Annotated in this window: 14 protein-coding genes; 2 read left to right on the forward strand and 12 right to left on the reverse strand. The window is 39.0% G+C overall.

Annotated elements, in window-relative coordinates:
* Window positions 1–11: 11 nt before the first annotated feature.
* From dut to ESU54_RS01650, 10 genes are all read right to left on the reverse strand, one after another.
* Complete coding sequence (gene dut / locus ESU54_RS01605) at window positions 12–446, reverse strand: dUTP diphosphatase (RefSeq protein WP_111842859.1); 435 nt, start codon at window positions 444–446, stop codon at window positions 12–14.
* Window positions 447–451: 5 nt separating this feature from the next.
* Window positions 452–1,906, reverse strand: coding sequence for an oligosaccharide flippase family protein (locus ESU54_RS01610; protein ID WP_111842858.1), 1,455 nt, complete (start codon window positions 1,904–1,906; stop codon window positions 452–454).
* A 70-nt stretch (window positions 1,907–1,976) separates the two neighbouring features.
* Window positions 1,977–2,372, reverse strand: a complete 396-nt coding sequence (locus tag ESU54_RS01615; RefSeq protein ID WP_111842857.1) for an acyl-CoA thioesterase — start codon at window positions 2,370–2,372, stop codon at window positions 1,977–1,979.
* Window positions 2,369–3,721 carry a magnesium transporter gene (mgtE, locus tag ESU54_RS01620; RefSeq protein WP_111842856.1) on the reverse strand — a complete coding sequence of 451 codons (1,353 nt, stop codon included), beginning with the start codon at window positions 3,719–3,721 and terminating at the stop codon, window positions 2,369–2,371. Before mgtE ends, ESU54_RS01615 begins: the two co-directional genes overlap by 4 nt.
* The gene (gene rsmA / locus ESU54_RS01625; protein ID WP_111842855.1) at window positions 3,699–4,532 is read right to left on the reverse strand and encodes a 16S rRNA (adenine(1518)-N(6)/adenine(1519)-N(6))-dimethyltransferase RsmA; all 834 of its coding nucleotides are present in this window, start codon (window positions 4,530–4,532) and stop codon (window positions 3,699–3,701) included. The genes mgtE and rsmA overlap by 23 nt, the downstream gene beginning before the upstream one ends.
* Before the next feature lie 76 nt (window positions 4,533–4,608).
* Complete coding sequence (locus tag ESU54_RS01630; protein WP_111842854.1) at window positions 4,609–4,938, reverse strand: DUF4286 family protein; 330 nt, start codon at window positions 4,936–4,938, stop codon at window positions 4,609–4,611.
* 110 nt (window positions 4,939–5,048) lie between these two features.
* On the reverse strand, window positions 5,049–6,830 hold the full coding sequence (locus ESU54_RS01635; protein ID WP_111842853.1) for a tetratricopeptide repeat protein: 1,782 nt from the start codon (window positions 6,828–6,830) through the stop codon (window positions 5,049–5,051).
* 153 nt (window positions 6,831–6,983) lie between these two features.
* The gene (locus ESU54_RS01640) at window positions 6,984–8,711 is read right to left on the reverse strand and encodes a T9SS type A sorting domain-containing protein (RefSeq protein WP_111842852.1); all 1,728 of its coding nucleotides are present in this window, start codon (window positions 8,709–8,711) and stop codon (window positions 6,984–6,986) included.
* 209 nt (window positions 8,712–8,920) lie between these two features.
* Window positions 8,921–9,523 carry a hypothetical protein gene (locus ESU54_RS01645; protein ID WP_111842851.1) on the reverse strand — a complete coding sequence of 201 codons (603 nt, stop codon included), beginning with the start codon at window positions 9,521–9,523 and terminating at the stop codon, window positions 8,921–8,923.
* Window positions 9,524–9,625: 102 nt separating this feature from the next.
* A complete protein-coding gene (locus ESU54_RS01650; RefSeq protein WP_111842850.1) occupies window positions 9,626–10,189 on the reverse strand; it encodes a DUF3109 family protein in 564 nt (187 codons plus the stop codon).
* 118 nt (window positions 10,190–10,307) lie between these two features.
* On the opposite strand from ESU54_RS01650, the gene ESU54_RS01655 reads away from it, so the two are divergent.
* Window positions 10,308–10,889: a MarC family protein gene (locus tag ESU54_RS01655; RefSeq protein WP_111842849.1), complete on the forward strand. Its 582-nt coding sequence runs from the start codon at window positions 10,308–10,310 to the stop codon at window positions 10,887–10,889.
* A gap of 6 nt (window positions 10,890–10,895) precedes the next feature.
* Window positions 10,896–11,093, forward strand: coding sequence for a hypothetical protein (locus ESU54_RS01660; protein ID WP_111842848.1), 198 nt, complete (start codon window positions 10,896–10,898; stop codon window positions 11,091–11,093).
* 6 nt (window positions 11,094–11,099) lie between these two features.
* Here ESU54_RS01660 and ESU54_RS01665 read toward each other — a convergent pair whose 3' ends face one another.
* Window positions 11,100–12,701, reverse strand: a complete 1,602-nt coding sequence (locus ESU54_RS01665; RefSeq protein ID WP_111842847.1) for a S41 family peptidase — start codon at window positions 12,699–12,701, stop codon at window positions 11,100–11,102.
* Window positions 12,701–13,135: a deoxycytidylate deaminase gene (locus ESU54_RS01670; RefSeq protein WP_111842846.1), complete on the reverse strand. Its 435-nt coding sequence runs from the start codon at window positions 13,133–13,135 to the stop codon at window positions 12,701–12,703. Before ESU54_RS01670 ends, ESU54_RS01665 begins: the two co-directional genes overlap by 1 nt.
* Window positions 13,136–13,209 lie beyond the last annotated feature (74 nt).

Consider the following 13,209-nt stretch of genomic DNA (forward strand, 5'->3'; position numbering starts at 1 on the left):
AATTCAATTTTTTATTTTACTCCAGTACTGCCAAACCCCCCAGCACCACGCGAAGTATCAGTAAGCTCATCAACTTCTTCCCAAACCGCACGTTCGTGTTTTGCGATTACCAATTGTGCAATACGCTCGCCGTGTTCAATAGTGAAATCTTCATTGGAAAGGTTAACCAAAATCACTCCAATCTCGCCGCGATAATCGGCATCGATAGTTCCGGGGGAATTCAGTACGGTGACTCCTTTTTTTGCTGCCAAACCGCTTCGTGGTCGCACTTGGGCTTCGTAACCGATTGGCAGTTCAATAAAAAGTCCCGTTTTAACGATGGCGCGTTGCAAGGGTTTTAAAGTTGAAGGCCCTTCAACACAGGCGCGCAGATCCATTCCTGCCGAAGCGATTGTTTCGTAGGAAGGTAGAGGATGGTTGGATTTGTTGATTATTTTAATTTTCATTGAAATTATTTTCGGATGATTTTTAAAAATTCTTTCTTTTCAGAAAAGAACATAATTATGGAAAACACTAATAACAACGCAGTTCCTATCCAAATATTTCCGTTAAAAACATAATAGGAAATCGCTGAAAAACCAATCGCAATCAATAAATAGCTACATATTTTTTTAACTTCGTACGGCACGTCGTAATACTTTCGCCCGTAAAGGTACGAAAGCACCATCATACTGCCATAAGCTGCAAGTGTGGCAACGGCAGAACCCATATATCCAATTATAGGAATTAAGACATAGTTAAGTACCAATGTTACAATTGCTGCGAACACCGAAATGTAAGCACCGTATTTTGTTTGGTCAGTTACTTTGTACCACACGGAAAGATTGTGGTAAATTCCCAAGAAAAGATTTGCCAGCAGGATGAGAGGAACAATTTTCAACGCTTCCCAATATTGACTATTCGGAATTAAAATTCGTTTGAAAATATCGATATACACAACCACTACCAAAAGGATCAAGCAGCCAAACAGCGTAAAATATTTGGTAATTGTAGCGTACGTTTTTTTTGCATTTGTGTGGCCGGAATGGTTGAAAAAAAATGGTTCGATGCCCAATCGGAAAGCCATTACGAAAAGTGTCATAAACATTCCCAGTTTGTAGCAGGCGGAATAAAGCCCCACTTGTACTTCGGCAATATTTTCGGGTAGTAAATATTTCAGAAGAATTCTGTCAAAAGCTTCATTTATACTGAAAGCGATTCCGGCTATAAGCACAGGAAAAGCATATTTCATCATCTGTTTCCAAATAGTTTTGCTGAAACCAAAACCAATTTTCACATAAAGAGGAAGCAACACCAAAAGCGTTATGGCACTTGCAATAAGGTTTGCTATGAAAACATAAGCCACTTTGTTTTGGGGAAACCAAAGGGAATTCCAATAATCGCTGTTTTCTGCAAGTTTCGGGAGCATCAAAAGAAAGAATAGGTTGAAGAGAAGATTGATAACTACATTGAAGATTTTAATCGTGGCATAACGCATTGGTTTTTCGTTGGCGCGAAACCAGACGAATGGTAAAACCACCAAGGCATCCAAGGCTAGAATCAGCAAACCATAGGTTACATATTCAGGTTTAAATTCGGAAACATTTGCGATGTAATTTCTGAAAAATAACGTGATTCCCAAAAAAATTAATGTGGAAATCGTGATTGAAGTAAGCGTTGTGGATTGAACGATTTTTTGTTGCCCTTTATCTTTGGTTACAAACCTGAAAAACGCCGTTTCCATTCCGTAGCTCAGTAAAACATTTCCCAAAATTAAAAAAGCCATTACCGTGGAATAGATTCCGTATTCCTCGGGCAACAAAACCTTCACATAAAGCGGCACGAGAATAACTGCCAAAACCCTTGGTAATACAGTGGCGAGGCCGTAAATAAATGTTTGTTTAAACAGTTTTTTGAAAACGCTCAATGCGGTGCAGTTTTATAGCGCAAAAGTATTGAAAATAATAGTTTTGAAGGTCACTTGTTTACCTTCAAATTTAAATGAAAAGATTGGATATTAGTTCAGTAATTTTTGTGGGGCGGAATGTTTTTGCATCCAAGAAGCACCAAAGTGTGGTCGCTTCAACAATTGTTTTTCCATCGGAGGGACGGATTATTTTGTAATGCCGTTCACTTTTAACGCCTTCATAACTTTCAATCCAGGTTTGGGTTTCAAGTTCTTCACCTAAAAACGAAGGGTTTTTATAGGAAATAAAATGGTTTAAAACCACCCAAACATTTTTCTCCCGCTGTTCTTCCGAAGTTTTTGAAATCCAGTGTGCTTCCGCAGCATCCAGACACCATTGCAAATAGGTAACATTATTTACGTGGTTTAAACCATCGATGGCTGAGGCCGGTACGATGAAGCGGTGTTTAAAAATATCAGATTTCAAAATCCTAAAATCAATTTTGCGATTAGAAAATAGGTAAGTATCCCAAATATATCATTGCTGGTAGTTATAAAAGGACCCGTTGCAACAGCGGGATCAATGCCTTTTTTGTCCAAAAGAATAGGGATAAAAGTACCAATCAAGGCGGCCAAGATGATTACGGTGACAATGGCAATGCCGATACTAATTGACTCTAAGTAGGATGTAAAAAAAACGAAATGGCTAATAACCAATACTACCAAAGCGATGGCAATTCCATTAACAAGCGCGAGTAGCGATTCTTTTAATAATCGCGTTATAATATTTCCTTTTAAGCTACCGTTTGCCAAACCTTGAACCACAATGGCACTAGACTGTACACCAACGTTTCCAGCCGTTGCTTGAATAAGCGGTACAAAAATTATGATTTTTGGAAAAGTGGACATCATGGATTGAAAACCAGTAATTATACTAGCGGCTCCCAATCCCCCCATCATTCCAATCAGCAACCATGGTAAGCGTGCTTTTGTAAGTTTAAAAATACTGTCGTCCGCCTCCACGTCTTGGGAGATCCCGGCCGCCATTTGGTAATCTTTTTCGGCTTCTTCTTTTATGAAATCCACAATGTCGTCAATAGTAATCCGACCCACCAGAATTCCTTCATCATCAACCACCGGAATGGCTTCCAGATCGTATTTCTGCATAATTCGGGCTACATCTTCGGCTTCGGTGTGTACGTTTACGTAATCCACTTTTGGGATGTAAACTTCACTGATATGTGCTTTTCCTGGGGCGGTAAGAAGGTCTTTTAAGGATAGCCTACCCTTTAATTTCCCGTGTTTATCGGTAACATAAATGGAATGAACGCGGGTCACGTTTTCGGCCTGTCTACGCATTTCACGAACGCATCCAGCAACAGTCCAAGTTTCTTTTACACGTACAAGTTCCTTCGCCATCAAACCACCTGCAGTATCTTCGTCATATCGCAACAGATCTACAATATCGGCAGCGTGTTCATCATCTTCAATGTGGCTGATTACTTCTTTTTGAATGTGGTCATCAAGCTCGGCGATAATATCGGCCGCGTCATCGGTGTCCATTTCATCCAGTTCATCTGCAATTTCAGAAGGGGAAAGATTATCGAGAATACGTTCCCTAAAATCATCATCCAGCTCTATCAGTATCTCACTGGTAATCTCGCTGTCTAGTAGCTTTACGATATAGGTTGCCTCGTCTGTATCGAGTTCGTGGAGGATTTCGGCAACATCAGCAAAATGGAGATCTTGCAAAATATTTTTTAGCCCCTCGCCATTGTTGGTGGCAATGAGCTGTTCAACCTGCTCGATAAATTCATCTGTCAGTTGAAATTGCATCGTTTTCCAGTTTTTTGGTGAGGGCTATAAATTGTGAAACCGAAAGTTGTTCCGGGCGTTGGCCAAAGATAGCATCTTCTTTTATTTTATCGGAAATATTGAAGGATTTTAAGCTGTTGCGAAGTGTTTTTCTACGCTGCTGAAAAGCGGTTTTAACTACCTTGTAAAGCATTTTTTCATCGCAAGCAAGCGTGAAGTTTTCTTTACGCCTAAGGCGAAGTACGCCACTGTCCACTTTTGGTGGTGGATTGAATACCGAAGGGGGTACGTTGAACAGATATTCAGCATCATAAAAAGTCTGCGCCAAGACCGAAAGGATACCATAGGTTTTGCTGCCTTCTTTTTCACAAATACGCTGCGCCACTTCTTTTTGGAACATTCCTGTAAATTCTGGAATTTGCTCTTTCCATTCTAGTGTTTTGAAAACAATTTGAGTGGAAATGTTATACGGAAAATTGCCTGTTATGGCAAATTGTTCTTCTCCAAAAAGCTGTGAAAGATCGTACTTCAAAAAATCTGCTTCAATGATTTTTAGATTTTTGTTTGGATAGTTTTCCTCCAAATATGCAATGGATTCTTTGTCGAGATCCATCGCGATAACTTCCACATCTTGTTGAATTAAATATTTGGTGAGCACGCCCATTCCGGGTCCGATTTCAAGAACATTTGTATAGCCTTCCAAAGAGAGTGTGTTCCCGATTTTTTCGGCAATAGTTTCGTCTTTCAGAAAATGTTGGCCAAGGTATTTTTTGGCACGAACCGTTCCTGATTCTGAATGTTCTTTTGGCTTATTTGGATTTTCTTTTTTCATTTAAACTTAAAAACCTGAAATCTTGTTTAGCTGCAAAGTACGTAAAGGTTTTTGCAAAGTATACGGAGCAGTTTAGCTATTTTTTGAAAAGTTCGTTATGGGCTTCGCCAATAATTTCAAGTTCGGTGCGGAAGGCTACGAATTTCCCTTCAAAAGGTTTGCTATGTGAGCGGAGCTCGGCAGCATTTTCGGCATAATATTTTTTAAGGGTTTCTTTGCTGTCGGTTGTATATTGAACCGAATAGGTAATTCCTCCCATTTCTTCCTCAATAATTACGCGCGCCATAAGTGCTTTGCTAAATTTTCCCGTGGCGAGCATTGCAGGTATGTGTTCTGTTTTCATCCATTGTAACCAGCGATCGTGGATGATTTCTTCTATGTTTATGGTTATGTTGTAAATGTACATATTTTATAAAATTCCAATGTTCAAATCCCAAATTCCAAAAGCATTCTAAGAATATTTTGACAGTGGTTTGGAATTTGGGATTTAATTATTAGTGCTTTTTAGTTTGGTGCTTAATTAATCGCATCTCCTCGAAGTGATCTATACTTTTTCCGCGCCTCTACAAAATAGATACTGTCTGCAAAGTTGAAAATAATCGCTTCGTATTGTGCTTTTGCCTTATCGGGTTGGTCCAGTTTTTCTTCGTAAATTTTTGCCAAGCGATAATGAGCATCGTCGGCCAAAATATCATCATTGTAAAACTCAATTATTTTGAGGTAATTGAATTCAGCTTTTACATATTCTCCGGTCTTTTCATAAATCTCGCCTTGTTTCAAAAGTGCTTCGTCTTCTATTTTTTCACCTTTATTGTTGGTTAAAATATCCTCCAAAGCGGTAATGGCTTCTGCATCTTTATCCTGAAATTCCAAAAGGTCGGCTCGAGCATATTTCTTTAAGGCTGTTTGGGTGGAGTCTTCCAAAGAATTATCGCGTATCAGCAAACTGAGTTGCATGGCATCGTTTGCCATTAATTGAGAAGTGGATTTTTTCAACACATCCAATTGCACCTGTGCCCATTCAAAATCGCCTTTAAAGTAGCTGGTTCTCGCTACTTTGAAACGGGCTTCCTGTGCCAGAACATCGTTCTGCACTTTTTTTTGGATTTGGGAATAATAGATTAATGCTTCGTTGAATTTTTCATCAAAGACCAAAATATCTCCAAGTTCCATTTTCACGCGTGCTTCTTGGTAGGGGGTCAGTTTTTCCTTTGCTAAAGCTTTTAGGTTTTCAATGGCAACCTCTTTTTTGTTGTGCTGAAACCCCAAAAAGTGGTTGTAGTCTATTTGGAGCAAATAGGTTTCGCGGTTTCGGCCATACTCGTCCAATAGGCTTTCAAATTTTTTTTCTACTTCTGTGTATTCTTTGGGTGTGGCGGTTTTTACCTCCATTTTCATCAAAATTTGATTGCCTTGAAGCTTGTTTTGAGGTGTAAATGAATTGTCAATAATGTAATTAACTATCTCCCTTCCTGTATCATAATCTTCATCGGCAATAGTAATATATGCCAAATCAGTAATTCCACTTAGGTCTTCGCCAATGCGTTTGTAGATTGCTTTTTCCTGTGTAAATGCTTTTTTATATTCTTTTTGTTGAATGAACAGCCAGCTTAGCAAATCATTGTAAAGTATATCTGGGTTTTGTTGTGACCGCTGGAGAAGTATTTTTTTAAGAATAATATTTGCTTCATTAGTAGGGTCTTCTGTAGTATAAAGACTGAAATAGCGCTGTGCCACTGCTTTAAAACTTAGATTCTTTTCAATGAGATTTAAATAGCTGTTAAACATTTTTTCAAGCTTTCCCTGTTCGCCATAAATTTGCGCTAGTTGTGCGTTAAAATCCATTTTGTCGCTTAGGGCCATTGCTTTTTCATAAGTAGAAACGGCTTCATCGAGCAAGCTGTATTTTTCAAAAGTAACTCCAATATTATACGCATAATTTGGGTTTTTATCCAAGGCTTCTATTGCTTTATTAAAATATTGAGAGGCAAGTTCCGTCTTGCTTTGAAGCGAATAATTATACCCCAATTCTACATAAAGCTGTGGAAAATTACGGCCGTCTCCCAGCTTTTCTTTCAATAGTTTTTCTGTTTCGGAAAAATTTTCGAGCTGCTGATTGGCGGCCACCATCGCCATAAAATAGTCCAAACGATAGGGGTTTTGCTTGCTCAGTTTTTCATAAATACTCAAAGCTTTTTGAAATTGACCTTGTTCATAATAATTTTTAGCCAAAGCGTCGCTTTGCGAAAAGCCCGTCGCAGCTATAAAAAGGAATAAAATAAAACAAAGTTTGCGCATGCCGTAAATATAAGGAAATGACCCGATAGCTATTGGATTCTGAAAATATTTATCAAAAACAAAGCCGCAACCTATTCTTTTAATAGGAAATTATTTCAAAAAAAAGGGTCACCGTAAAGCGACCCCTTCTTTTCAACATCAAACAATCTCCTCTTATTGTTTAATGATTTTGTATGTGGCAGAATTGCCATCAATCATAGCCTTCATAAGGTAAACTCCCGGTGTTAGGGATGCTATGTTAATTGAAGTTTCATTTTGGCCCACTGAGGTTTCAAAAACTTTTTGGCCTAATAAGGAAAACATCGAGACATTTTCAATAGTGTTGTTTGCAGAAAGATTCAAAACATCTTGCGCAGGATTTGGATAGAATTTGAAACCTTCGAAACTGTTTTCATCCACACCTATCAATACTGTTTTGGCGTCAAAGTAAAGCCCGAAACCAAAACTTCCGCTCGCACTAGTGCCGGCAAAAGCCATACATGGTAAGTTGTCAGCTGTTTCAGCAGTAACTGATGGGAAGCCGTCAAATACATCTCTAGTTGGGTCTACTACTGGTTCAAATGGGTCAAAGTCTGTCCCGTTAAAAGTTAGAGATCTGTTTGAGTCGTTTGAAGTATTCGGGATATTGTCGCGAACGTAGGAAAGGCGAATCTCTTCTGTTCCATTAACTTTGCGTACCCAACTATCGGTATGTGCAATACTCCAATCTGACCCACCAGAAGGGAAGCCGCTAAAATTGGCATAGGCCGCACCGCTTAGGCGCTTTAATCCCAAACCATTAAAATTGTCAGTTGATCCAGCTGCTCTTTGTGATGCCCAAATTATAACCTTATCACTAGCAAGGTCTAATCTAGCTGCGCGGATTGTAGGATTTAATACTTCTGTTATACTACCATCTATAACGGTTTCCCTTGCGCCCCAAGAAGCAGGATCATTGTAGTTTGAATTTACTTCTGCATATAAGTTTCCTGAAGTGGCTCCAGTATATGTAGCATAACAAGCTCCATTAAGACCATAGCTAAACTCAACTTGTTGCCCACAAGTTCCTAAGCTAACTTCATCTACCCAATCAAATCCATAACTTCCCGCAGTACTTCTAGCCGAATGTACTTCCGCACAGCTTGTGGTTTTTTGATAAGTTGCAAATACCCGTTGTGCATTTGTATTTCCAGGATAATTTCGGTCTACACCAAAATCTGTAACATCGCTCGCCACAGATTGGAACGTGAAATCTCCGGTAGCCGTATTCCATCTAAGAGCTTGAAAAACACCATTTTGGAACATAGAATAAACGAGCAAATACTCATCACCAGTACCGTCTATGGAGATTGCCTGTATTTTTGAGAAAAAAGAATTAATTACGGGCTGATCTTTCCATAATACAAAAGTATTACCTCCATCGGTGGAGCGGTATATATATAGATTTGAATCTGAGCCACTTCCGGTAAAATTTTCGAAGGCAGCTATATAGATATCGCCATCACTATTAACATCCATATCCAATCCATCAATATAATCGTCTCTTAACAATCGATCTGTATCCCAATCTTCAGGAGATTTTGTTTGCTCGGGGCGCTTGTTTATAGTAGTGGAGCGATAGCTGCCACCGCCTCCAACTTCGGCATAAATGGTTGTTACGACTGGCTTATAAAGTGCAGCCACGCTAGGGGCAATTGCCTGCCAAGCGTTTTTGAGGGCAATACGGTTGGCGTTGATCTCGGCTGCCGTGCCGTTCTGTTCAAGAGTTTTAGCTTCTTGGTACAAAGCTTCAAGCTCGGGTGTTTTTTCAGGAACAACAATTGCGTTCCCGCTTAAATCTGACTGTGCTATCCCCGTGATGATACAAAGTGAGCACATTAAAAAGGTAATTACATTTTTCATGATTACTTGTTTTTAATTAATACTTATTTATTTTACTTTATAACTGAGGAGTAAATGCTTTAGAATGATTTAAATCTGAAACAAATCTATGGCAAGTATTAAACGAACAGTATGACTATTGTAACAAACTCTATAACAGATGTAACACGAACAAAAAAAGCCGAAAACACTAAGGTTTTCGGCTTTTAAATAGGTTTTAAATGTTTTATTTAACCCAATTTATCCAAATCTATTTCGTCAATTGCATCCCAAGTTTCATCAAGATCCATATTGTTTCCTTTAGCTTCTAGATAGAAACGGTTGCCTTCCATAAGTTGAATTGTACTGTTGTTATTGCCTGATCGATATTCTTCAATAGCTTTTGTACCGTTTTTGGTTACGGTTCTTCGGGAGCCGTTTTCGCTCTCTTCCTCAAAATCCTGGCTCATAACCATTCGCATGCCTGCCGTAGCCGCTGCACCCACTTGGCCAGCACCATCAATGATGTTTATGGAAAATTTCTTTGATTTGTCTTCATTGGCGTAAGCCGCTTCAATGGAGGCAATGCCCATCATTCCCGCTTGACCGGCTTTATAGCTGATGCGTTTCATTCCGTTCACTTCATCGGGCAGCCAAGATTTTAACTCCGCATTAGTAAGCGGGGTTATTTCTTGCAGTTCCTTAATGTCGTCCTGCATTTTGGTCATTTCTTCCACCGCATTGGTGGTGTTTGAAACCGCTTCTTTGGTTTCTTTTATTTTTTTGCTCACGGGATTGTCCTTGCAGCTTACAAAAGCTGAAAAAATAAAAAGAGCCAAGACATACTTTTTCATAATTGAAGATTTTAGTTAGTTAATAATTCTGTTGAATTTCAAAACTAATATAATCAATATCAATAAAATATAGTGAGAATATGAAAAAGTTATAGTGAAGAATTACATTTCAGAAGCTACCTTTTCCAGCTCATCGTACCAGTTTTCGCCGAATCTACGGATAAGGGCAGTTTTCACGAATTTATATACGGGTACTTGTAACTCTTTTCCCAAAGTGCAGGCATCATCACAAATGGGCCAGCGGTGATAGTTTACGGCTGCAAATTCGCTGTATTCTTGAATCCGAACAGGATATAGATGGCAAGAAATAGGTTTTCTGAAATCAGTTGCGCCAGCATTGAAAGCGTCTTCAATACCGCAGCTCGCAATGCCTTTATCGGTAAAAGTAACGTAGGCACATTCCTTGTCTTCTACTAGTGGAGTTTCAAGTTCATCAAGGTCAGTTTTAATGTGAGTGCCTTGTTTTTCAATAGCTGCAATGCCTTCGGGACGAAGAAAAGGCTTCACTTTTGGGTAAATCTCTTTAAGAATTTGTATTTCCTCTTCCGTTACTGGCGCTCCCGCCTCGCCTTCAATACAGCAGGCGCCTTTGCAAGCGTTGAGGTTGCACACAAAATCTTTTGTGATTAAATCTTCGGAAACTATTGTTTTGCCAAGTTGAAACATGCGGCAAAGATAGATTGTTTCAGCATTCTATTCTGCAGAAATTATGCTTTTATTAACCACAGTTTATTTTACGCCAACGGAAATTATTGACTAATTTTGCGACCTCAAAAAGAAAAGGATGAATTTTAATTTCAAGGAAATAGCCACGGCCACAATGGTGCTTTTTGCAGTAATCGATATTATTGGGAGCATACCAATTATAATTGGTCTGCGCGAGAAGGCTGGGCACATCAATTCTGGAAAAGCTTCCGTAATAGCGGCGATTGTTATGATAGTGTTCCTTTTCTTGGGGGAAAGTATCTTGAACCTTATTGGGGTAAATGTCAATGAATTTGCCGTAGCAGGTTCATTAATACTTTTCTTTATTGCTTTGGAAATGATACTCGGAGTTACCCTTTTTAAGGAAGGTGATACATCGCCAGATATGGCTTCTATATTCCCGTTGGCATTTCCGTTGCTTGCTGGACCAGGAAGTTTGACGACATTACTTTCACTGCGGGCCGAATATTCTATCGAAAATATTATAGTGGCAATAATTGTGAATATCGTAATTATTTATGCCGTTTTGAAAACTTCTGGTAAGTTGCAACGCTTTTTGGGAAAGAACGGAATTGCTGTGATCCAAAAAATATTTGGTGTAATTTTGCTGGCCATTTCTGTGAAACTTTTCACTTCAAATATTCAAGAACTTTTTAATTAAAGAACAATGAAAATTTTTATCTATATCTTGATTGCCTCCGCTGTAGGTCTTGTAGTTTTTAACATTACCAAATTGAATTTTAACCATTTGCTTGAAGGAGATAGCTCTATTGCTGCAATAAGTATTTTGGCAGGACTTTGCGCCATACTAGCACTTGGTATTTTGCTTATTTCAAAACGGATTGCTTCTAAAGTAAAAAAATAGGGTTTTTTATTTTTTGTCCAAATGATTTTTGGCTTCCAGTTCCAAAACTTTTAAGAGCATTGGGTCCGCTTCGTTAAAGATTATTTCGTATTCATTAGGACCAAAAAGCTGTTGGGCGATGTTCGCTTTCAATGTTCTTTTCAACTCTTCGTTATAATTTGAAAGGTCTATCTGCGCTTCATTAAACTTGGCGTATTCAATAAATTCTTTGGAAAGTTTATCTTCAACTTTAAAATTCTTCCTGAAATCATCGAATTTCATTCCTTTAAAAAAAGTTCGGTTTTTTTCGAGATATTCAAAGATGAAATAACTCATAAAACCACTTCGAGCAACGTATTGCAGGGTTTCATTTTCCACACTTGTATCTTTCGGCACAAAAACATCGGGGATAATCCCGCCGCCGCCATAAACTACTTTTCCTTCAGGGGTAACGTATTTTAGTGAATCGGCAACCTTAATACTGTCTGCGTGTATCAATTCGCCATTGCGGTAACGCTTTTCATAATCATTGTAATAGGTGTCATTTCCATTTCCATAAGGCCGCTGAATGGAACGACCCGTTGGAGTGTAATATCGGGCAATAGTCAACCGCACTGCACTACCATCGCCGAGTGACATTTCACGCTGCACCAATCCTTTTCCGAAAGAGCGGCGACCAATTATGGTTCCCTTGTCATTGTCTTGAAGGGCACCAGCCACAATTTCGCTGGCAGAAGCAGAGTTTTCGTTTATTAAAACGTAGAGTTTGCCATGTTCGAAATCGCCTCGGCGCGTAGCGTATGTTTTATTGATTTCGCCACTTTTATTTTTTGTAATAAGAACAAGTTTGTCGTTTTCCAAAAATTCATCAACTACCCGTTCTGCAGTCGAAATGTAGCCTCCTGGGTTGTTGCGAAGGTCCAAAACAAGTTTTGTGATACCTTGGTCTTTCAGTTTTTCGAGGGCGCTTTCAAATTCTTTATAAGTGGTTTCGGAAAAACGGTTCAGTTTTATATAACCCAAATCATCTGACAGTTTATAGGAAGCGTCTACACTCACCAATGGCACTTGTTTTCTCCGCACCTTTATTTCCAATGTTTTGTTTTCACTCGGGCGGTAAACGTCCAAAGCAACTTTGCTGTTTATTTCGCCTTTCAGATAATTGGAAATGCTATCACGCTGCACCAATTCGCCAAAAAGTCTTTTGCCGTCGGCGTAAAGTATTCTGTCGCCACCTTTAATTCCAGCTTTTTCTGCTGGTCCGCCTTCAATGGCACGAATTACGGCAATGGTATCTTTGTAAACATAAAAGCTAACGCCAATGCCCGTGAAGGCACCGCGCATATCGTCTGCATTGTGTTGGTATTCACTTTTGGGAATGTAAACCGAATGAGGATCGAGGTTTTCAAGAATTCCGTTAACCGTGACATCCACAATACTGTCGGTGTTTACATTGTCAACATATTCATAATCTATGTAGTCTATAAGCCTGTTGAGTTTGTCTTTTTTTGAACTAGTGGCAAATATTTTTTCGGTGTTATCGTGAAAATTGAGCTTGGATCCAATAAAAACACCCGCGGCCAACGCCAATCCAATCCACAGAGGCAAGTATTTTTTTTGATTTCCCATTATTCTGAATCTAAATCTGAAATGTGTTGTATGCTTACTCCCGCTTTTTCTAAAAAGGCAATGCCAGAGTTGTCTTTATATTCGTTAAGATAGACCATTCTTTTTATGCCCGCTTGGTGTATCAATTTGCTGCATTCTTTGCAGGGCGACATCGTGATGTAAAGTGTTGCTCCTTGGCAAGCTTGTGTGCTTGATGCTACTTTTAGTATTGCATTTGCTTCAGCGTGGAGGACGTACCATTTTGTGTAGCCTTCGTCATCTTCGCAAATGTTTTCAAAACCAGTTGGAGTGCCATTATAACCATCGCTGATTATCATCTTGTCTTTCACAATAAGTGCGCCAACCTGTCTTCGCTTACAATAAGAAAGTTTGCTCCATTCTTGGGCCATCCGCAGATAGGCAATATCATACTTACGTTGTTTGCTGTCCTTCATACTTTTAAATAGGTAGCGAAATTACTTGGAAGTTACACCACTGCCAAAAAAAAAGTTGTTAAGTTATTGCCAAA

This window comes from Aequorivita antarctica (genome assembly GCF_007997155.1).
Classification (GTDB): domain Bacteria; phylum Bacteroidota; class Bacteroidia; order Flavobacteriales; family Flavobacteriaceae; genus Aequorivita; species Aequorivita antarctica.

Bases quoted from the DNA above. Each gene is read 5' to 3' on its own strand.
- dut (WP_111842859.1), bottom strand. From the start codon at position 446: ATGAAAATTAAAATAATCAACAAATCCAACCATCCTCTACCTTCCTAC.
- mgtE (WP_111842856.1), bottom strand. From the start codon at position 3,721: ATGCAATTTCAACTGACAGATGAATTTATCGAGCAGGTTGAACAGCTC.
- rsmA (WP_111842855.1), bottom strand. From the start codon at position 4,532: ATGAAAAAAGAAAATCCAAATAAGCCAAAAGAACATTCAGAATCAGGA.
- ESU54_RS01630 (WP_111842854.1), bottom strand. From the start codon at position 4,938: ATGTACATTTACAACATAACCATAAACATAGAAGAAATCATCCACGAT.
- ESU54_RS01635 (WP_111842853.1), bottom strand. From the start codon at position 6,830: ATGCGCAAACTTTGTTTTATTTTATTCCTTTTTATAGCTGCGACGGGC.
- ESU54_RS01640 (WP_111842852.1), bottom strand. From the start codon at position 8,711: ATGAAAAATGTAATTACCTTTTTAATGTGCTCACTTTGTATCATCACG.
- ESU54_RS01645 (WP_111842851.1), bottom strand. From the start codon at position 9,523: ATGAAAAAGTATGTCTTGGCTCTTTTTATTTTTTCAGCTTTTGTAAGC.
- ESU54_RS01650 (WP_111842850.1), bottom strand. From the start codon at position 10,189: ATGTTTCAACTTGGCAAAACAATAGTTTCCGAAGATTTAATCACAAAA.
- ESU54_RS01655 (WP_111842849.1), top strand. From the start codon at position 10,308: ATGAATTTTAATTTCAAGGAAATAGCCACGGCCACAATGGTGCTTTTT.
- ESU54_RS01660 (WP_111842848.1), top strand. From the start codon at position 10,896: ATGAAAATTTTTATCTATATCTTGATTGCCTCCGCTGTAGGTCTTGTA.
- ESU54_RS01665 (WP_111842847.1), bottom strand. From the start codon at position 12,701: ATGGGAAATCAAAAAAAATACTTGCCTCTGTGGATTGGATTGGCGTTG.
- ESU54_RS01670 (WP_111842846.1), bottom strand. From the start codon at position 13,135: ATGAAGGACAGCAAACAACGTAAGTATGATATTGCCTATCTGCGGATG.